This is a genomic window from Rhodococcus sp. P1Y, from assembly GCF_003641205.1.
GTDB lineage: Bacteria > Actinomycetota > Actinomycetes > Mycobacteriales > Mycobacteriaceae > Rhodococcoides.
The window spans coordinates 36,032-55,063 of record NZ_CP032762.1; the positions used below are offsets into that span (position 1 = coordinate 36,032).

A 19,032-nucleotide genomic window follows, 5' to 3' on the forward strand; every position below is an offset into this window, starting at 1 on the left:
CGACGGGTGTCGAACCGGTTCACACCAGCCGCCTCGAGGTAATAGGTCGACAACTGGTATATCAAACCCTACGATCTGGAACCCCGCGGGTCAACCCCGGACCCGCCGGTAATCGACCGGCGGTGCCTCGCCTCCGCCGGGACGGTCAAGCCAATGCGAGGAAGAGTTTTTCCAGCTCCGCCTCGGTCATGGGTTCTTTGTTGTCGGCAGTTTCGCCGGTCATACATTCACGAAGGCCGGTGGCGACGATCTTGAATCCGGCTTTGTCGAGGGCTCGGGAGACTGCGGCGAGTTGGGTGACGACGTCTTTGCAGTCGCGCCCGTTCTCGATCATGCCAATTACGCCGGCGAGTTGGCCGTGTGCGCGGCGTAGGCGGTTGAGTACCAATGCGATGCTGTCTTCGTCGCCGATCATGTCGGTCTCCTCGAATGCGTGGTTATGGTGAAGTCCAGATTACCCCCGCGGGGGCATCTACCGCGGTTGTGCGGTCGATTACGAGAGAACGATGGTGTCGAGGGTCATCAGCTGCGTTCTGCGCCCTGGCCGCTGAGAGCGTCGATGGCGGCCTGGAGCTTGGTGGTGGCCTCGGCGGCGACGTCGGACAGTGCGGGTTCGCCGGTCGCTTCGACCATGATGTCCGGGTTCATCGCCTCGACGATCACCGATCCTGGTGCGCTCGTGTCAGCGCGGACGACGACATTGCACGGCAGCAGCAGGCCGATCTGGCGCATGACTCCCACGGCGCGGTGCGCGAGGGTCGGATTGCAGGCACCGAGGATCAGATACTGCTCCATGTCTTCGCCGAGTTTGGCTTTGAGTGTGGCCTGCATGTCGATCTCGGTGAGCACGCCGAATCCTTGCTCGGACAGTGCTGCTTTGACGGACGAGACTGCGGTATCGAAGTCGGTATCGATCAGGGTGGTCGAAAGTGCGATGTTCATGATGGGAAACCTTCCGGTTGTCGAACGGCGGTGTTGTCGAACGGCGGCAATGAAGTCTCCACCCGTGTGGCGTTGGTGTCGATCATGGTCTCTCCGTTCGGAGCGGCGAGGGTGTCAGTGCGAGAAACTGATCGACGGCAACACCCTGCGCAGCCAGGAGGGTGACCACCATGCGGCGTGCCCGCTCAGTCGGAGCAGGACAGGCAGGAGTATCAATCTGATCAGGAAGGCGTCGAGCAATACCGCGACTCCGAGGATGATGCCCATCTCTTTCGGCGGCAGCGGATCGGAGAGCGCGAAGGTGAAGAACACAGCGACCATGACCGCGGCGGCAGCGAAGATGACCCGGCCGGAGTGCGCGAGACCGTCGACCTGCGCCATTTTCGGGTCACCGGTCTTCTCGTAGTGCTCTTTCGCGGTGGCGAGGAGGAACACCGTGTAGTCCATCGCGATGGCGAAGATCATCGCGAAAAAGAACACCGGTCCCCAGCCGTCGAGGAACCCTTGTGGGGTGAAGCCGAGCAGTGATGCACCGTGCCCGTCTTGGAAGATCAGCTTCGCGACACCGAACGCCGCGGCCGTCGAGAGCAGACTGACGGCGGTGCCGAGTATCGCGATCAGGGGTGCCTGCAACGCCACGAGCAACAGAAGGAATCCGAGGGCGAGGATAATTCCGATGACCAGCGGTAGGTAGTCGTTCAGTGCTTGCTGCAGATCGAGGTTCTCCGCCGGGGCACCGCCGACGAGCGCCGAATCCGGCAGCTGAGCACGTAGGCCGTCGAGGATCGTGCTCATGGCCTCGTCAGAGGGATCCACGGTAGGAAGTGCCTGTAGCAGTGAATAGTTCGAGCCGTCCGCGGCAGGCTGCGGTGGGGTGACCATCGAGATCCCATCGACGCTGCTTGCCGCGGTGGCCGTCGCGGCTGCGTCGGAAGAGGGGACGACGATCTGCAGTGCGCCGGGTGCACCGTCACCGAACTGGGCTTGAACCAGCTCGTAACCCTGCCGAACGGGTGCATCCTCGGGGACGACAGCGATCGAGGGCATCGCCACTTTCAGTCCGAGGACCGGAAGAGCCAGCGCGATAAGGATGCCGACAGACACCAGCGCGAACGGCCAGGGGTGCTTGTACAGCAGTTCGCCCCACGCCGCGAATCTCGGAGAGCGGTGCTGCTGACGCTTGGCGTAGGGCAGCGATGCGGCGTTGACCTTGGAGCCGAGCGCACCCAGCGTGGCCGGCAGCAACGTCATGGTGGCGATCAAGACGAAGGCAACGGCCAGCATGATGCCCACGGCCATGGTGCGCACCGCCGGTGCGGGAACGAGAAGCACTGCCGAGAGGCTCACCAGGACGGTGAGGCCGGACAGGACCACGGCTTTCCCTGCGGTGTCCATGGTTTCGGCGACCGCAGCCCGAGAGTCCGCGTTGCGCAGTGCGTCGCGGAACCTGGCGACGATGAACAGGGCGTAGTCGATACCGAGCGCGAGGGCGAACATCATCGCGAAATTCATCGCCCACACCGAAATCGGTGTGACTTCGTTGAGGAGCACCAACCCGCCTGCGGACGCAACGAGGCCTGCGACAGTGAGCAGCAAGGGCAACCCTGCGGCGACGAGAGAGCCGAACGCGAGGACCATGATCGCCAATGTGACCGGCCAGGAGAACAATTCGGCTTGGATCATTGCATCGTGATTGGCTTTGTTGAAGTCGGACCACAAGGCCGAGGAGCCCGTGGGATAGACCTCGATACCGTTGCCGGACAGCGCGGTCAGCTCGCCTTTGACCTCATCGACGGCTTTGACCATGTCGTCGGTGCTCGCGTTGGCGCCGGCGATGAGGATGCCGGTGTGTCCGTCGGGGCTGATGGTCATCCCCGGCTGGGGAGCGATGATCTCCCCGAAGCGGGCGTCGCCGTCGAACACTGCCGCGACGTCGGTCAGTGTCTGCTGCACTGCTGGGTCGTCGATCGAGGCGGTATCGGAGTGCACGACCACCTGCACTGCTGCGGAGGAGTTTCCGCCGAAATGTTGCTGAGCGAGTTCACGGACCTGGACGGATTCGGATCCGTTGGCCTGCCACCCAGCGCCGGCGAGCGATGAAAACACCGATGGTGCTGCAGATCCCAGGGCGATGAGGGCGATCAGCCAGACTCCGAACACCCACCGGCGGCGCGTGACCATCGCACTCCCCAGTCGACCGAGCGCGCCGGGCGCGGATGGGTGAGGGCGGTTGTCGCGGCCGGCGGCTTCGACGGTGTCGGGCACGGACATGACATCTCCTGAATACGGGTGGGGGTATGTAAATAGGTAAAGAAGCCGACTGAAATCAAGCGTTGTGACTGCGGAACATCGTGACGTTGTCGACGCGCCGACAAGCAACCGGCCCACATGGCCTTAGCGGACGTCGGGCACTGGACCGGCTAACACACTGGCAGTCCTTTCCCTCGGGCGCCTCCCTACCCTCGCACATACCTAGGGGGGTATGCAAGTACCCCCAGGGGTATCCCGCTAGGCGGCAGCGGGTCGATGTGTCTCGCCTGACAGGAACTGAGCAGTGTGCGATTTCACCGTGAGTACCGCGGTGTGGGCACGTTCGTCGAATTCAGCGGACGAACATCACTGCCCGCCCTCGACGACGACGGTCGATGACATACCCTAGGACGACAGCCGAACAGTGAGGTCGAAGCCGTGCGACGAGGATCCGGTAAGTTGGAGGAGTCGATCCTTCGGTTGCTCGGCGAGCATAACGAGCTGGCGGTTTCCGAGGCTCGCGAGTTGCTCGGATCCGACCTCGCACACACGACAGTGATGACGGCGCTGAGTCGACTACACAGCAAAAGACTCGTCGACCGGGAACGACGCGGCCGTTCGTATGTCTACACCCTCCGTGCGCCAGTGGATGAGCTGCCGGCCTTACGAGCAGCAATGCGAATGCGGACCGAACTCGATGCACGTGCAGAACGAGCCGACGTTCTCGCCAACTTCGTCGCATCGCTCGATCCTGAAGATGAGTCCGTTCTTCGAAAACTGCTGTCCCAGAATGGTGTAACCAAGAAGGACGGCAGGCAATGACTCTGCTGCTTGTCGTCGCCGCACTACCCTGGCTCATGTCGGTCGCGCTGCGGATGTACAGCGGGCGCATCGAGAACCATTTCGCACCACAGACCACTGTCTCGATCTTTCCCATTCTTGCGGCTGTCAGCGCATTCGCCGTTGCGGCGTCTGCGCTGGCAGTGGCATCGGTGTTGGTCGCATCGAAACGGGGAGTGGCAGTCGCAATCGGAATCGCGATACTCGGTTGGGTCGCATGGAGGCTCGTACTGGTTGCGAGACACCTCTCCCGCGTTCTGGCCAGCGCCCGAGATGCAGCGAAGTTCGGAGAGAACGCAGACGCCGGATCAAGAACCGTCGTCGTGGATTCGCCCGAGCCCGATGCATTCGCCGTCGCGTCCGGTGGCGGTGCGGTGGTGATCACCACAGCACTCGTCGACGCTCTGTCCGATCCCGAATTGAATGCCGTGATTCGACACGAACGAGCGCACCTTCGCTTTCGGCACACCTTCTGGACACAGATGGTCGAAGTTGCCGCGCAATTCGATCCTCTACTTCGCCCAGTCGTTCGGCACGTACGCCACGCAGCCGAGCGCCAAGCAGACGAATGGGCAGCGCGTCAGGACCGGCCGGCAACGATGTCCGCCGTGGCGAGAACCGTACTACTGCGCGCCCACCTCGCACAGCAATCGACTGCGTTGTCCAGCACCGGCGGCGACGTCGTACGCCGGGTCCGCGCTCTGACCGAACCTCCGCCTCCACCGCAACGTCGTCCGATCATTCTCGCGGCATTGGCGTTGATCGTGACGTTCTCGGCAATTTCGATTGCGTTGGTCGATGTGGTGCAGGACGTGATCGCCCCGGAAGGCGGCGAGGCACCGACGTCGGTGTTTCGGTGAAGATTCAGCTCGTCAGATGCCAGCGACGCCGGCGAGTTGACCGACACCGTAGGTGACGATCATCGCCAAGGCTCCTCCGGTCACTATCCGCGTCACTGCGGGCCAACGGGATGAACCTCCGAGCCACGCACTGATCGTCCCCGTCGCGGCAAGTGCAACCAAGACCACCGCGAACGTCACCGCTATACGACTCGACGCGGGCAGAAGCACGATCGCCAACAGCGGAAGCAGAGCGCCGCTGACGAACGCGATCGCCGACGATGCTGCCGCTTGCCATGGATTGGTCAGTGCGTCTGGATCGATACCCAATTCGATATCGACATGCGCGGCAAAGGAATCGTGGGCAGTCAACTCCTCTGCGACGATCCAGGCGGTCTCAGGCGACAGGCCCTTGTCCTCGTACATCGCAACGAGCTCAGCGAGCTCTTGCTCAGGCTCCTCGTCCAGTTCTCGACGTTCTTTGCTCAGCAGAGCTATTTCGGTATCGCGCTGCGTACTCACAGAGACGTATTCACCGAGAGCCATCGATACTGCGCCGGCAACGAGCCCCGCGGTTCCCGCCGTGAGGACAGGCCCGCGTTCTACGGTGGCCGCCGCAACACCCACGACCAAGCCTGCGACCGACACGATGCCGTCGTTTGCGCCGAGCACACCGGCTCGAAGCCAATTCAGACGCCCACCGATATTCCGGTGAGGCTCGGCCTCGTGTCCCCCTGAGGTCAGATCCGACATGGCACGACTCCTCGTCTCTCGGACGTCACTCGCCGGGACCATCCTGCGCCGGGGCAGAGGTGAATGCGTCCTCCCACGCGGCCCGTGCCCCTGATTCTCCGATTCGATACACCTGCACGATCGTCGCTACACCGATCACGACGGCGAAGACGATGCCGGCTATCGACTGCCACTTGACCGGCTGTGTCCCGCGGCGATCTCGAATATGCTGCGCCACAAGCAGTGCGGCAACAAGTGCTAGTCCCAACGCGATGTAGAGCATCGAGTCGCCGAGTTCGGCATGCGTCTCGACGGACGCCGACTCCGGAACCCGCTTTTCCAGCCACTCACCCGCATCGGTGGTCAATGGCGTCACCACGAGCGTGACCACGGCGAGCACCGCGACCAACCAGACCAGCCTGTTCCGCATCGCAGGCCAGATACTCGACCCTATGGCGAGAACTGCCGTCAGAGGCGCGAGCACCACGATGAAGTGCACCAGCAGGATATGAACGGGCAAGCCGTCGGTTGTCGACACAGGGTCTCCTACTGTTCGGTTGCGCACACTGCACAACCCACATGTCATACTACAACTTCTGTAGTACTTCTGGAAGCGTCGTCCATTCCTCTGCCGGATCGACAATGATGCGTCCGAGAATCCGCTCGTAGAACTCCCCCCACGACTCCACAGTTCCTCGATCGAACAACGCTGTCGGATAAACAATTCCGACGTTCACTCCGACGACCGCACCAGAACTGTTGCGTCGTTCGACGACGTGAAAATGTAGATCGCATTTGGCTATGCCGAGAGGACGGGTACGACCTCGAAATGCGTACTACCGACATCGAACTGCGAGACGGTGAACACGTCTAGCGAGAGTGCAACTTGAAACAACGGATGCCGTCCCCGATGGGGGCTTGGATCCAATTCAGCAACAACCTGATCGAATGACACACCGGAGTGATCGAACGCCCGCACCTCACTGGCATGAGCGATGCCTATAACTTCTTCGAACGTCGCGGCCTTGCCGATATCGGACCGAATCGCGAGAGTGTTGACGAACATCCCGACGACCTGTTCGAGAATCGGATCTCCACGGCCGGCAATCGGAGTGCCGATCAACAGGTCCTTCTCGCCGGTCAACCGTGCGAGCAGAACGACCAGCGCGGACCGCAACACGGTGAAACGACTTGTCCGATAACGCTGTGCGATTCGATCGAGTCCCTCGACGGTCTGCGAATTCACATCGAACTCGACCCGGTCGCCCGTGTAGTCCCAGTCGGATTCTCTGGGGCGGTCGTTCGGTACGGACGTATCGAAAGGGACATCACTCAACTCTCGGCGCCAGAATTCGAGATCGGATTCATCAGAATTGCCCTCCGCCCAGACACTGAAATCGCTGTAGTGGAGCGGAGCATCGGTCCATTCCGGGGCCGTTCCCAGCGTGCGGCTCGAAAAGGCCGTCGCGAAATCCCGTGCAAGCACACCGAGCGACCATCCGTCCGCCGCAATATGGTGCACGCTGCACGCCAGAACGTGATCACCAGATTCCCGCTCGAACAACGTTGCCCTGACGGGTAATTGAGACCGAACGTCGAACGGCGCACTTAGGACGTCCGTCACTGCGTCTTCGCTGAACGGTGCACTACGGAAAACCGACTTCATCGTCGACGGATCATCCACGAACAGTTGCCGCGGACCCCACGGTGAATCCGGAAATGTCGTTCGCAGGCTTCTGTGCCTGACGAGTAGGTCGCCGAATGCGGCTTCGACCACATCGACCTCGAGCGGCCCGGCGATGTCGACGGTGAACGGCAAGTTGTAGAGAGGCAGCCGGGCACCGCGATCGATATTGGCCTGTTGCGGTGCTAACGGGATCACCGACACACTGTTCGACAACCCTGCCTTCGGACGGTCCAATCGCACGTGACCGTGTGGCCGTGTTTCAATCACTTGGGCGAGCCCGAACCGAACTGGCATCCACAAGGTCCCGTATGCCGAGATCGATTTCGAAGTCAGCGCGCAGCCGCGCGATCACGCCGGTCGCGGCAAGCGAGTCCCCACCCAGGTCGAAGAACGAGGTGGTGACATCAACCCCGTCGACACCCAGAACCTGCGAATACGCCTGCGAAACCGCTTCTTCAGTGGCCCCGGAAGGAGTTTCGATCGCCCCGACTCCTCCCGCGAACACAGGCTCCGGAAGGGAGACCCTATCGAGTTTGCGGTTGACAGTGAGGGGTATCGCGTCGAGCACTGTGACTGTCGACGGAACTGCATATGCCGGTAGCGCCCGCGCAAGAAATGCCCGAACCTCCTGCAAGTCGACGGACTCGCCGCTCTTCCATACGACATAGCCGTCGATTCGCGCGTCACCGCGGTGGTTTCGACGGATCATGGATGCAGCTGCGCCGACGAGCGGGTGCGCGCGTAGTGCGGCGTCGACCTCACCGAGCTCGACACGGTTGCCGCGGATCTTGACCTGGTCGTCGGTACGTCCGATGAAGTCGAGGGAACCGTCGACGCGACAACGAGCCATGTCGCCGCTCCTGAACAATCGTGAGCCGTTGTCTCCGAATGGATTTGCCACGAACCGTAACGCGGTTCCAGGTGCGTGGTGCGAATATCCGCGCGCAAGACCTGCGGTGGCAATGAATATCTCGCCGATCGCACCAGGTGGCACCGGACGAAGTGCGCGATCGAGCAGATGAATCGTTGCGCCTGCCATTGCTGTTCCGATGGCGACCGCGGCGTCCGAACCGAGCGGCTCGGTCATGGTCACACTGCAAGTGGCCTCGGTCGGACCGTACGCATTGAGGAGCCGGCGGCCAGGCGACCACGTGTGTACGACGTCTCTCGGCGCCGATTCCCCGCCGATGATGATCGTCGCAACGTCGGTGAGTTCGGACGGCTCCAGCGTAGCCAGCGCAGACGGGGTGATGAGCAGGTGAGTGAGGCGTCGGTGGGCCAGTAGCCGAGTCAATTCGGGACCCGCGTAGGCATCCGGTGGAGCAATCACGAGGCAAGCACCCGTCACCGCGGACGCGAGGTGTTCGACCACAGCTGTATCGAATCCAGGCGATGCGAGGTGGCAGACCCGCGAGGATGGATCGAGTCCGTAGCTGTGCCGAATCTGTTGCACCAGTCCCCCGATTCCATCGTGTGTGACAACAACGCCTTTCGGGACACCGGTCGAACCAGAGGTGTAGATGACGTACGCAGCATTGCGCGGCGACGCTGTACGTCGGCCTGTTCTCGGCTCGCGCTCTGAATACGAGCTTTCAGCTTTGGCGAGCCAGTCGATCTCGCCCCACCTGTCCGTCCCATCTGGGGACAACCCAAGTCCCAGAACAGCGCGACTGTCCCGAACGATGTATTCGACGCGCGTGTCGGGAAGTCTCGGATCGATCGGAACGTACACGGCCCCCGCGCGCGCTACCGCCCAGAACGCGACGACCGAGTCGATCGAACGCGCTATCCGAACCGCGACCGGATCCTCCGGGCCGACGTTCCGATCCAGTAGCACCCCTGCCAGACGGTCGACTTCATGGTTCAACTCTCGATAGGTCAGAGCCTCTCCGCCGTCCTCGACCGCGATTCGGTCTCCGTGTTGTCGCACAGCGGAATCGAACGCGTCGATCATCGTCGTACGCTCGGTGGACGTGGCACCTGTCGACGCTGCCGACATGCGTGACTCATCCGGCAGGAACAGCTCGAGGTCCGACACAGCCATGTCGCCGACACTCCGGTTCGCGAAGGCGTGCAGAAACTGCAGGAACCTCCGGTGATAGCGAGAGAGGTCAGGGCGTGAATACGCAGCCGGATTTGCTTCGAAGTCGACGCGAGGCTGCCGTCCGGCTCCTTCGGGGTAGATGTCGACCGCGAGGTCGGATACCGGCCCGGTGGTCAGGATATGCACCTGGCCTTCGACACCACCCACAGCAACGGTGTGGGCGAACATCATCACGTTGACCGTAGGGCCGAAAGACCTTGTCGCCGTCCTTTTCCGACCCCTTTCCCACACCACGTCCGGCCGACTTCGTTGATGACGCAGGACCGCGCCTATCGACGTCTCGGTCAACTTGACCGCGCCATCGACCGTCGTACGCCCAATGCCTGGCAATGCCAGTGGAACGACATTCGATGTGGAAGAGCCCGCGCGGCGTAGGACCGCATTCGATCGAGCGGAGACCGGAAGCGAAAGCCGGGCGTCGTCGGAGTCGGTCATACGCGCGAGAAACACTGCGAATGCGGCAATCACGAGACTCGACGTCGACTGACTGCCGGAAAATTCGAGATCGGACGAGCTGTGGGCGTTCGAGTCGGTGCCACCGACCGTCGTCGACATCGGCTGAGGAGCAGCGACGGTACCGAGCGACGGTGCGGCCGAGTTCTCGCGTTCCGTTACCGACGCGTACCAGAAGTCTTTGTCTCTCTTCGCTCGCGCCGACGCGTGATACTTCCGGTCTTCCTCTACGACCGCCGACGGCACGGTCACGTCGACAGGGTCGGGTTCATTGCCCATGACCACGGCGTTGTAGATCGCAGCAGCACGCTCGAGCACCCGAACCGAGGCATAGCCGTCGAGAGCGATGTGATGCGCGCGGGTGTACCAAAGGACGTGATCGTCGGCGAGACGAAAGAGTCGGAGTCGGACCAGGCAGCCGTCGAGCGGCAGCGGGCTTCTGCAATCGCGCTCCATCCACGAGCGAGCACGTTCGAGCGCGTCCGCCTCATCTCGGAAGTCGACAATCTGAGCGGCATCGCCGTAGCTGTCGACAAAGCTCTGAACTGGCAGGCCGTCCACCTCGACGATGCGCATCGTCGCCGAAGAGTATTCGGCGTGCGCTCTCAGTCCACTGTCGAGCAGCGCATCGTGGTCGATCGTGCCGGTGACGTCGACGTAGTAGGCGATGGCGAAGGGAATGTCGGGCGTCAACTGCTGGGCGTACCAGATATTTTTTTGCGGCGAGCTCACCGGCAACATGTCGTCCAACATCGATGTCCTCCCCAGGGCCATGCCGAACTACTACATGCTCGGTAGTATTAGGTTACCGGCAAAAGGCGGTGCGCGCATTCGCCATGCGTAGGGCGCGGATCGACGGGTATAGCTGCACCGCCCGGCGACACTGTCGCCGTCGGCAATCGAAGGGGGATCAGCCATCGACACCACAGCTTCAGACCCGCTCTCACTCGGACACGGGACTGTCTACGAACCTCAGCATGACTCGCACATGCTCGCCGAGGCAGTCGTTGCCCGCGGTTTACCGAAAGCCGCACGGGTACTGGACCTGTGCACCGGGTCTGGAATCCAAGCCTTGACGGCAGCATCTCTGGGCGCCGAACGAGTACTGGCAGTAGATATCTCGATAGCAGCCGTCGAATCGACCAGGGCTGCTGCGTATCGACTCGGCCTCGATGTCGAGACGCGTCAGGGTGACCTCCACGTCGCACTGAACCATGGCCCCTACGACGTCGTACTGTGCAATCCCCCATACGTACCGAGTGAGCACGTGCCACCCACCGAGGGCCCCTCGGTGGCGTGGGATGCAGGGGTGGACGGGCGTGCATTTCTTGATCCACTGTGTCGTGCCGCTCCATCCCTTCTGTCGGAGAGCGGATTTCTGTTGCTTGTTCAATCGGAGCATGCCGACGTTCCGAAGTCGATCGCCATGTTCGAGAGGGAAGGTTTACGCACATCGATCGTCGCCAGGCGAACCATCGAATTCGGGCCGGTGATGCTCGCGCGCGCCGCATGGCTGGAGGCCAACGGCCTCATCGAAAAAGGCTGCCGCACCGAAGAGTTGGCAGTGATACTGGCCGAGAGGAATACCAGTGGCGCGTAACCGTGTACGAATCGCCGAAAACGGGCCGATGCTGATGGACGGGCCGGTTGAGATCCTCATGCCCGACGGCACAGTGGTGCATTCGCAGAGAAACGTGGTGGCCGTGTGCCTGTGCAAACGAAGCAAGAACTACCCACTCTGCGACACAAGCCACCGACGAAAGGCGGCCGTCCGTGGGGCTACATCGTCATAGGGGCCGAAGGAGCGAGGATTCACCGCCAGTCCACGCGCCGAGCAGTTGGTCACCCAAGCGCGCCTCGACGTAGTCGGCCACGCGCATCCCGAACACCACATCCGGTTCCAGTGCTGGCAGTTCAGCGATCAACGACCCCACCACGTCGTGGCGCACGACCTGCTCGTGAACCGCATCGGCCTCGACGTGCTCGGCATAGAAGTGCACGCAGGGTTCCGGTGCACCCATGGACCGCAGAGCAGTCACCAGGCGCGCCGAGCCCGGCGACGAACTGATCTCGGTGGCGGCGAAGTGGCCTACTGCGGCGCCGCGGAGCCCGCGGTGAAGCCCGAAGAGCGACATCACATTCACGGTCGCCAACGTTGCAGCGGGCACCTGATCCAGGTAACCGAGATAAGTCGAATCCAACCCTGCTGCGTCAAGCAGGTCTGCGAACAATTGCTGATGCATGCGGGCGCGATGACCGCCGCCGTATTCGTCGAACTCCACGGCGACGAACGATGCTTTGGCCTGACCGGTCAATCGCGGGATCGCCCACGCATGGGGATCCGCTTCCTTGAGGTGATAGATGGAGCGATGAACGAAGTACTCCTGCATCTGCGTCCAGGTTCCATGCGAGGACAAGTGATGAGACGGACCTTCGTCGCGGGTCGATTCGACCTCGACTTTCTTCATCTCGGCGACCGCGTCGGACCCCGGCTCGACTCGTTCGCGGAGATACGTAAGGAACACTTTTTCGAGTTCTGCCCGGAATCCGAGCAGGTCCGGATTCCATTCCCAGGCATCGGCTACGTCGTCGAAACCCCGGTAGTGGAGCTCGTAGCAGATGTACAGAGCAGCCTGTAGGTCCTCTCCGAACGGGTCCGTACCGCCGTCGACGTCCGGGAGCAGGATCGGACTTGCCGGTTCCAATCTCAGCGCACGCACGAGTCCCTCGGTCAGGGGGCCACGCGCCGTGGGCAGTTGGACTGCGATGGCAGATGGCGTTGGCATGCTTCTTGTCTACACCCCCGGGAGAAAAGTGGTTTTCACTCGTCCGCAGGGTGGTGCGCTGCGAGCCGACTCATTCCTGACATACGACCCTCGAAACGTGCGCCCCGAGCGGCGAGGCGTTGCCTTATCAAGAGAACTCAACGGTTCAGTAATCAACGCCAAACAGGAGGCGGCCGGCATCTTACGATCGGGTCCGAGGCTACGAAACTTCAAGCCGTAGAAAACATCCCCTGATCGGCGCCGAATGTTTCGATTGGCCTTACTGGTCCACTTCGATGGCGTATCTTGAGATTGAGGCTGACCCAGGCGGCGGGCGCGACGGGAGGTGGGTTGCGCGGCGCGGCGGAATCCCGCAAAAGCCTTGACGTCTCAATAGCGCGCTCCACCAATGCTGGTCGCCGATCAGGGCAGTTGACGCGCTGTGCAGCTCGTGCCGCCAGTGATCGTAATTTGGTCCGAAGGGTCCATTCTCGGCCAGCAGTGTCAGGAAAGTCCAACAGAGGGGGCATTCGTGGATGTGATCAACAGTAGTTTCGGAGGAAGGCGTCGTTCCAGAGACACGCGGCTACCCCCTGGGCAGACTCTCGTCGACGACTGGCCGGTTCTCTCGGCCGGACCCACACCCAACGTCGACGAGAGCCGATGGAGCTTCTCGATCATGACGGAGGACAAGGTCACGCACCGATGGAACTGGGATGAGCTGCATGAGGTGGGGGTCGAGGACATCGTCACCGACATCCACTGCGTAACCCACTGGTCGAAGTTGGACATGGCCTGGCGCGGCGTACCGTTCGACCGGCTGTTTGAGGACGTCGAAACCAGTTACGACTACGTGATGGTGCACTGCTCCGGCGGATACACCACCAACCTTCCGCTCGAGGATCTCCTCGAAGGGCAAGCGTGGATAGCCACCGAGGCGGAAGGCGAACCCCTTTCGCAGGAGCACGGGGGTCCGGCCCGACTTCTCGTGCCCCATCTCTACTTCTGGAAAAGTGCGAAGTGGGTTCTCGGAATGGACATGATGCCCTCGGACGACCCCGGATTCTGGGAGCAGAACGGCTACCACCTTCGCGGCGACCCGTGGCGGGAGGAGCGATACTGGTGAAAACACCAAGCCGCATCCGCTGGCACCTCGGACGGGTGATCAGTCGGCGTTTCGAGACCGAGGCGGCCGTCCGCCTGGAGTTGGATGTCCCGACGTGGCCCGGAAACAACGCCGGAGCTCATCTCGATATCCGGCTCACGGCACCGGACGGATACCAGGCGTCCCGGTCGTACTCGCTGGCGTCCTCCGGTGAATCGACCCGTGTCGTGCTTGTGGTCCAGGAGGTAACCACGGGCGAAGTGTCGCCGTTTCTGGTGCGGTATCTCGCGGTGGGTGAGGAAGTCCAGATACAAGGACCTCTCGGACGTTTCTTCGTCTGGAAGCCGACCGATCCCGACCGGTCACCGGTACAACTCATCGCGGGCGGATCAGGCGTCGTACCTCTGTTCTCGATGGCCGCAGCACGTGAACATGAAGCGGAAGGCGCCGCCTTCCGGCTGCTCTACTCGGTCCGCAGTCCGCGCGACACGCTCTTCGCAGACGAACTCGCGGGCTTCTCGCGAACAATCGTCGACATCGCGCACACCCGCGAGTCGGCACCCGGAGCGGGCCAGCCGCCCGGTCGGCTGACGCGGGAAACGATCGCCGCGTCGACGTTCCCAGCGTCACTGTCGCCGCGCATCTTCGTGTGCGGACCGACGCCGTTCGTGGAGGCCGTAGCCGGTTGGCTTGTCGAACTCGGCCACGACCCAGCCCGGATCCGTACGGAACGATTTGGAGGCATGTCATGACCTACGTTGACGGAAACGCACTCGCCGGCGTCTTTGCGGCGACCCTTGGTATCGACATCACGGTTGCGACCGGCAGGTGCCGCGGCTGCGGCAATACCTCCGAACTGGCCCGCACGCATGCCTTCATCACCGCCATGGGCGCAGTAATGCGGTGCAGCGAGTGCCAAGCTGTGTTGGCCGTAGTCGTCGAGAATCCCGGATCGGCACTCGTGAACATGTCAGGGCTTGCCTACATCACGGTGCCTCGCGCATAACCGCTCCCACTGCCCGCGATCACGGAGCGGCATCACCGATCAAGCGGAATCCTCTGACGGCGTGGATGGTTCGTGTCGTCGTCCATCGCTCGACGACCGGTCTCGCCCACTCTGCTCGAGGAGCGAATCGATAGCGAGGCTGATCGAGTGCAGGTCGGCCTCGGCGTTCTGCGAGATGTGAAATGTCTCGATGTCCCGCGCGCGGTCACGATCGGACTCTCGACGCTGGGTAAGCAGGATCAGCGGTCCTTGCAAGGCCGCGACAATAGCGAGCGCCGTTCCGAGATAGTCGAGCACGGCCGACGAGTCAGGATGAAAGAGCGGCAGGATCGTATTGACGACGAGCCACGCGACAATAGCCAGCACCAGGATCAGAAGGAAGGGCCAGGAACCCGCGACCGTGGCCAACCGGGCAGCGGCCCTGTCCCCGGGGTTGGACCGCGTCTCCATGAACATGCTGAGCTGGTGCCCGCAATGCGGACAATCGAACATCTCGCGGCCCTCGGTGCGAACGCCTGGTGATGCTTCTGGCTGCTCGTCTGGGCGCCTGTCGTTCATCGCTTCCGCTTTCCGTGTGTGCAATTCCCCGCAATAGAACGTTCTGCGTGGCCGACGCCGCGACGGCCGAAGAATGCGCCCACTGCGGCCAAGAGAATGCGGCCATTGTTGCGAGTCACACCGTGACCTTACGCTCGAGCAACCGGTCTCGAGAGTCCAATCAGCGCTGCGCTGCCACAGCGCGATACGAGAATTTGTGCGAGCGACTGCCCCGTGGACATGCCAATCATGGGACCGACCCTGCGTGGCTCAATGCGCCTGGAAAGCTAACCTGGAGGCGTGAGTAACAGCGGCGACGGTGCGAGTGCCCGCCGTTTGACGCCGCGGGGCGCAGCCACGAAGGCGCGAATCATCGAGGCAGCCAACCAACTGATGTTCGAGCAAGGCGTCGCATCGACAACGCTCGCCGACGTTCGCACCGCAAGCGGAACGTCGAAGTCCCAGCTATATCAGCACTTCGCTGACAAGGACGCACTAGTGAGCGCAGTCATCGAGTTCCGAGCCGAGGCATTGCTGGCCCAGCAGCGTCGTCGCCTGGACAAGGTGAATTCCCTTCGCGGACTCGAACTATGGCGGGACGATATGGTGGAGCGCAACGCGCTCCGGGACGGCGCATATGGTTGCCCACTGGGATCGATGGCGAACGAGATAGCCGATCACGATCAGGCTGGGCGAGAACTCATCGCTACCCATTTCGATGAGTGGCTTCAGATGCTGATCAACGCAATCGACAGGTTGAGAACACTCGGCGTGCTCCGGGCGGATGCGGATCCCCAGACGTTGGCAATCGGGTTACTTGCTGCGGTGCAGGGCGGGTACCTACTCGCGAAGACCACTCGTGATGTGAAGCTCATGAGGGTCGCCGTGGACATAGCGATCGCTCGGATTCGCGCATTCTCTGCGGAATCGTCCACCCAGAACTAGATCATGCACGCGGTCCTCTGCCTCGCCGCCTCGAATCCATGAGTCAAATATGGTCCTTTGGGTCCAGTTCCGTCTACTGTTGAGGGTAGGCACCGATCGCCCAGCGTGATCGGTGGCAAGAAGCGGCACGCTGAAGTCACCGCCCGAGAACGACGACCACGTCGATTGGACGCCCACAACACCACGCTAGGGCCCTCGGGTGTGTTACGCCCGGTTACGCCTGCGCTAAGACCCTGCTCAACCCTGGAGTTCTCCGCTGGCGAGGCTCATCATTGGGCCCATGTTGATGCACCAGGGACTCGGTTTGGAGACGTTCAACGACCTGCCGCGCCGCAAAGCGGTGCACGCCCTGTACGAATGCTGCTGCTCGCACACGTGGGCGTCGCGAATAGCCGACGCACGCCCGTTCCGCTCCCACGCCGAACTCTTCGCCCGGGCCGATGCCGAGCTGGACGAGCTGTCGGACGCCGACATCGACTACCTCGCCTCGACTCACCGACCGGTCGGGAAGACCTGCGCCGGCATGGACGTGGCCACCCAGAGTGTCTTCATCGACGCGTGCCGGATGTACATCGAGCGGTTCGGCTACGGCTACATCGTCTGTTCGGCGACGCTCGACAGCGCAGGCGAGGATCCGCGCGAGGTCCTCGTCGACCTGGGCCACCGGCTCGACAACAGCCACGAGACCGAGCGCAAGGTGATGCGCGAGGAACTCGCCAAGGTCAATCGAATCCGCATCGAACGGGTGCTGGGTCCGGAAGAGGGCTGGCCGCCGTTCTAGCGGCTCCGCCGCCCGTGCATGAGTAGTTACCGCCCGACGTAACTACTCACTCACGGTCGGCGACCTGGTCGTTTCTCCGATCCGGCCTCCCAGATCTGATCCGGCTTCTAAAACAGCCCGACGATGCGGCCGATCAAGCCGATGACGATGATCAATACGACCACGCCCAGGATGCCGAGAAACACGATCGGTAGTTTCAAACTGCGCTGCGGCGGTTCGTGGTTGGGACCGCCTACACCGGTTTCGGCGGGAGGTGTGTCCCCTGGCGTGACGGACCCGCCGGCTTCGAGGCCCGCGGTGTCGTTCGGTTCGGGGTTCTGAGCAGTCATGAAGTGCGGGTACCCGGTACCACCGGACTCAATCGCGGTGCAGTGCGCGGGAAATCGCACCCGCGAGCAACTCGGTGATTGCGTCGCCGATCACATTCTCGTCGATCTCGTCGGGATCTACCGAATGCTCGACGGCCAAGCCGGAGATCAAGGCCAGCAGCGATGTCGCGACCCGGCGCGCATTCAAGGCGTCGGCGACGCCCCACACCGTCGCTCGCTCGGCGATGAGGCGCTGCAGTTCGTCACGGAGGTGGCGTCGCTCACGTCGGTACCCCTCGGCGAGGTCGGGAACGCGTCCGGCTTGGATTCCGAATTCGGTGACGAGCAGCGGCCACCGCGGCTCGGCGACGACCCAGGACGCGATGGCGTCGCCCCCTCGTCCCGCGGCATCGCCCGGCCCGAGCCCCGACACGATGTCGATCACCCGGCCAGCGAGTTCCATCGACCTCTTCGAGAGCAGTTCGGCGAACAGCGCCTGCTTGGAATCGAAATTGGAGTAGACGGCGCCTTTGGTGAAGCCCGCACGTCGCGCGATGTCCGCCAGCTTGGCGGCTGCGTAACCGTTCTCGGTGAACTCGTCCGCGGCGGCCTCGAGAAGCCGCTCACGCACATTCTCCCGACCCGGCCGTTGTGTCGGTGCCCACGTCACTTGACCCTCCGTACTCACGATACCTAGAGTATTCAATACTCGAAGTATTAACAACATCCCGGAGGAGTTCGCATGCGCAAGGTCGTCTGGATCTCGGTCGGAGTGCTCATACTCCAACTCGGGTTCATCGCCAGCTACGTCGCAGCCTTCCACCAGCCGACGCCACGTGAGATCCCTATTGCAGTGGTCGCCGAGCAGGGCATCCCCGCCGGAGTCGACACCGATACGGTCGACAAACTCAACGGCATCGACGGCACCCCACTCCAGGCACGCGCCGTCGCGAGCACCGAGGACGCTCGCGCCCTCATCCGAGACCGCGAAGTACTCGGTGCGTACGTCCTGAGCGCCAGCGGAACGGACACGCTCATCACTGCCAGCGCCGCAGGAAGCTCCATTTCCGCCGCGCTCGAGTCGATCTTCACCCAGGTCGAACAAAGCCAGAACCGGCAGTTCCTAGTCCGTGACGACATCCCCGTCGGCATCCACGACAATCGCGGACTGTCCGGGTTCTACCTGTCCGTCGGCTGGGTCGTGGGCGGCTACCTGCTGGCCGCAGCCATCGGCCTACTCGTCGGAGCACCGAAGTCGCGCCGGGACGCGGCCGCCCAACTCGGCATATTCGCCGGCTACTCGATTCTGTCCGGTGCGCTGGGCGCATTCATCGTCACCTCGCTGCTCGGCACGTTCGCGGGCCACTGGTTCCCGTTGTGGCTACTGGGAACCGGCGTCGTGTTCGCAACCTCGGTCTTCACCCTCGGCCTTCGTGCAGCAATCGGCGTCGCGGCCGTGCCCATCGCCATCATCGTGTTCGTGATTCTCGGAAACCCGAGCGCTGGAGGGGCCTTCGGTCCGTACGTCCTCCCGGAGTTCTACGCAGCCGTCGGACGCTGGATCACCCCTGGCATCGGAACCGAGGGTGTGCGCAGCATCGTGTACTTCTCCGGCAACGGCCTGGGCCAACCGGCACTTGCGCTGGCCGTGTATGCCGTCGTCGGGATTGCACTCCTGTTCGGCTTCAGCCGGTCACCACGCAACGCGAAGTCCGAGACCGCCCCCGTATCCTGACCG

General features: G+C 62.6%; 22 protein-coding genes. 10 read left to right on the forward strand and 12 right to left on the reverse strand.

The window, feature by feature from the left end:
- Positions 1-145: 145 nt before the first annotated feature.
- From D8W71_RS00180 to D8W71_RS00190, 3 genes are all read right to left on the reverse strand, one after another.
- Positions 146-415 (reverse strand): metal-sensitive transcriptional regulator, encoded by a 270-nt coding sequence (locus D8W71_RS00180; RefSeq protein ID WP_121109931.1) that lies wholly within the window; start codon positions 413-415, stop codon positions 146-148.
- A gap of 107 nt (positions 416-522) precedes the next feature.
- Positions 523-942, reverse strand: coding sequence for a DUF302 domain-containing protein (locus D8W71_RS00185; protein WP_121109933.1), 420 nt, complete (start codon positions 940-942; stop codon positions 523-525).
- Positions 943-1,056: 114 nt separating this feature from the next.
- Positions 1,057-3,213, reverse strand: a complete 2,157-nt coding sequence (locus D8W71_RS00190; RefSeq protein WP_121109935.1) for an MMPL family transporter — start codon at positions 3,211-3,213, stop codon at positions 1,057-1,059.
- A gap of 417 nt (positions 3,214-3,630) precedes the next feature.
- Here D8W71_RS00190 and D8W71_RS00195 point away from each other — a divergent pair, with 417 nt between their 5' ends.
- Both D8W71_RS00195 and D8W71_RS00200 read left to right on the forward strand, forming a co-directional pair.
- Positions 3,631-4,014: a BlaI/MecI/CopY family transcriptional regulator gene (locus D8W71_RS00195; RefSeq protein WP_121109938.1), complete on the forward strand. Its 384-nt coding sequence runs from the start codon at positions 3,631-3,633 to the stop codon at positions 4,012-4,014.
- Positions 4,011-4,892: a M56 family metallopeptidase gene (locus tag D8W71_RS00200; RefSeq protein ID WP_121109940.1), complete on the forward strand. Its 882-nt coding sequence runs from the start codon at positions 4,011-4,013 to the stop codon at positions 4,890-4,892. The genes D8W71_RS00195 and D8W71_RS00200 overlap by 4 nt, the downstream gene beginning before the upstream one ends.
- A 12-nt stretch (positions 4,893-4,904) precedes the next feature.
- Here D8W71_RS00200 and D8W71_RS00205 read toward each other — a convergent pair whose 3' ends face one another.
- The 5 genes from D8W71_RS00205 to D8W71_RS00215 form a co-directional block, all read right to left on the reverse strand.
- Positions 4,905-5,624, reverse strand: a complete 720-nt coding sequence (locus D8W71_RS00205; protein ID WP_121109942.1) for a VIT1/CCC1 transporter family protein — start codon at positions 5,622-5,624, stop codon at positions 4,905-4,907.
- Between the two features lie 25 nt (positions 5,625-5,649).
- Positions 5,650-6,141: a DUF2231 domain-containing protein gene (locus tag D8W71_RS00210; RefSeq protein ID WP_121109943.1), complete on the reverse strand. Its 492-nt coding sequence runs from the start codon at positions 6,139-6,141 to the stop codon at positions 5,650-5,652.
- 49 nt (positions 6,142-6,190) lie between these two features.
- Complete coding sequence (locus D8W71_RS27765; protein WP_236077644.1) at positions 6,191-6,340, reverse strand: hypothetical protein; 150 nt, start codon at positions 6,338-6,340, stop codon at positions 6,191-6,193.
- A 62-nt stretch (positions 6,341-6,402) separates the two neighbouring features.
- A complete protein-coding gene (locus D8W71_RS27770) occupies positions 6,403-7,485 on the reverse strand; it encodes a condensation domain-containing protein (protein ID WP_236077645.1) in 1,083 nt (360 codons plus the stop codon).
- Between the two features lie 64 nt (positions 7,486-7,549).
- Positions 7,550-10,600, reverse strand: a complete 3,051-nt coding sequence (locus tag D8W71_RS00215) for an amino acid adenylation domain-containing protein (protein WP_236077646.1) — start codon at positions 10,598-10,600, stop codon at positions 7,550-7,552.
- 163 nt (positions 10,601-10,763) lie between these two features.
- On the opposite strand from D8W71_RS00215, the gene D8W71_RS00220 reads away from it, so the two are divergent.
- Together D8W71_RS00220 and D8W71_RS00225 are read left to right on the forward strand one after the other, a co-directional pair.
- Entirely contained in the window at positions 10,764-11,447 is a 684-nt protein-coding gene (locus D8W71_RS00220; RefSeq protein ID WP_268959880.1) for a HemK2/MTQ2 family protein methyltransferase, read from the forward strand.
- 28 nt (positions 11,448-11,475) lie between these two features.
- Entirely contained in the window at positions 11,476-11,640 is a 165-nt protein-coding gene (locus D8W71_RS00225; protein WP_121118315.1) for a CDGSH iron-sulfur domain-containing protein, read from the forward strand.
- On the opposite strand, the gene D8W71_RS00230 is transcribed toward D8W71_RS00225, so the two are convergent.
- Entirely contained in the window at positions 11,635-12,633 is a 999-nt protein-coding gene (locus D8W71_RS00230) for an iron-containing redox enzyme family protein (protein ID WP_121109947.1), read from the reverse strand. The genes D8W71_RS00225 and D8W71_RS00230 overlap by 6 nt on opposite strands.
- A gap of 511 nt (positions 12,634-13,144) precedes the next feature.
- Here D8W71_RS00230 and D8W71_RS00235 point away from each other — a divergent pair.
- From D8W71_RS00235 to D8W71_RS00245, 3 genes are read left to right on the forward strand one after another with little or no spacing between them, the layout of a single operon-like run.
- Positions 13,145-13,738, forward strand: a complete 594-nt coding sequence (locus D8W71_RS00235) for a molybdopterin-dependent oxidoreductase (protein WP_121118317.1) — start codon at positions 13,145-13,147, stop codon at positions 13,736-13,738.
- Positions 13,735-14,469: an FAD-binding oxidoreductase gene (locus D8W71_RS00240; RefSeq protein ID WP_121109949.1), complete on the forward strand. Its 735-nt coding sequence runs from the start codon at positions 13,735-13,737 to the stop codon at positions 14,467-14,469. The genes D8W71_RS00235 and D8W71_RS00240 overlap by 4 nt, the downstream gene beginning before the upstream one ends.
- Positions 14,466-14,723: a DUF6510 family protein gene (locus tag D8W71_RS00245; RefSeq protein WP_121109952.1), complete on the forward strand. Its 258-nt coding sequence runs from the start codon at positions 14,466-14,468 to the stop codon at positions 14,721-14,723. Before D8W71_RS00240 ends, D8W71_RS00245 begins: the two co-directional genes overlap by 4 nt.
- A 39-nt stretch (positions 14,724-14,762) precedes the next feature.
- Here D8W71_RS00245 and D8W71_RS00250 read toward each other — a convergent pair whose 3' ends face one another.
- Entirely contained in the window at positions 14,763-15,281 is a 519-nt protein-coding gene (locus D8W71_RS00250; RefSeq protein ID WP_121109954.1) for a DUF1003 domain-containing protein, read from the reverse strand.
- Positions 15,282-15,560: 279 nt separating this feature from the next.
- Between D8W71_RS00250 and D8W71_RS00255 the strand changes: the two genes are divergently transcribed.
- Entirely contained in the window at positions 15,561-16,205 is a 645-nt protein-coding gene (locus D8W71_RS00255) for a TetR/AcrR family transcriptional regulator (RefSeq protein ID WP_236077647.1), read from the forward strand.
- Between the two features lie 280 nt (positions 16,206-16,485).
- Entirely contained in the window at positions 16,486-16,986 is a 501-nt protein-coding gene (locus tag D8W71_RS00260) for a 2-oxo-4-hydroxy-4-carboxy-5-ureidoimidazoline decarboxylase (RefSeq protein ID WP_121109956.1), read from the forward strand.
- A gap of 107 nt (positions 16,987-17,093) precedes the next feature.
- Here D8W71_RS00260 and D8W71_RS00265 read toward each other — a convergent pair whose 3' ends face one another.
- The gene (locus tag D8W71_RS00265; protein WP_121109958.1) at positions 17,094-17,315 is read right to left on the reverse strand and encodes a DUF6480 family protein; all 222 of its coding nucleotides are present in this window, start codon (positions 17,313-17,315) and stop codon (positions 17,094-17,096) included.
- 28 nt (positions 17,316-17,343) lie between these two features.
- Positions 17,344-17,925: a TetR/AcrR family transcriptional regulator gene (locus tag D8W71_RS00270; protein ID WP_121109960.1), complete on the reverse strand. Its 582-nt coding sequence runs from the start codon at positions 17,923-17,925 to the stop codon at positions 17,344-17,346.
- A 111-nt stretch (positions 17,926-18,036) separates the two neighbouring features.
- Between D8W71_RS00270 and D8W71_RS00275 the strand changes: the two genes are divergently transcribed.
- On the forward strand, positions 18,037-19,029 hold the full coding sequence (locus D8W71_RS00275; RefSeq protein WP_121109962.1) for a hypothetical protein: 993 nt from the start codon (positions 18,037-18,039) through the stop codon (positions 19,027-19,029).
- The last annotated feature ends 3 nt before the right edge of the window (positions 19,030-19,032 follow it).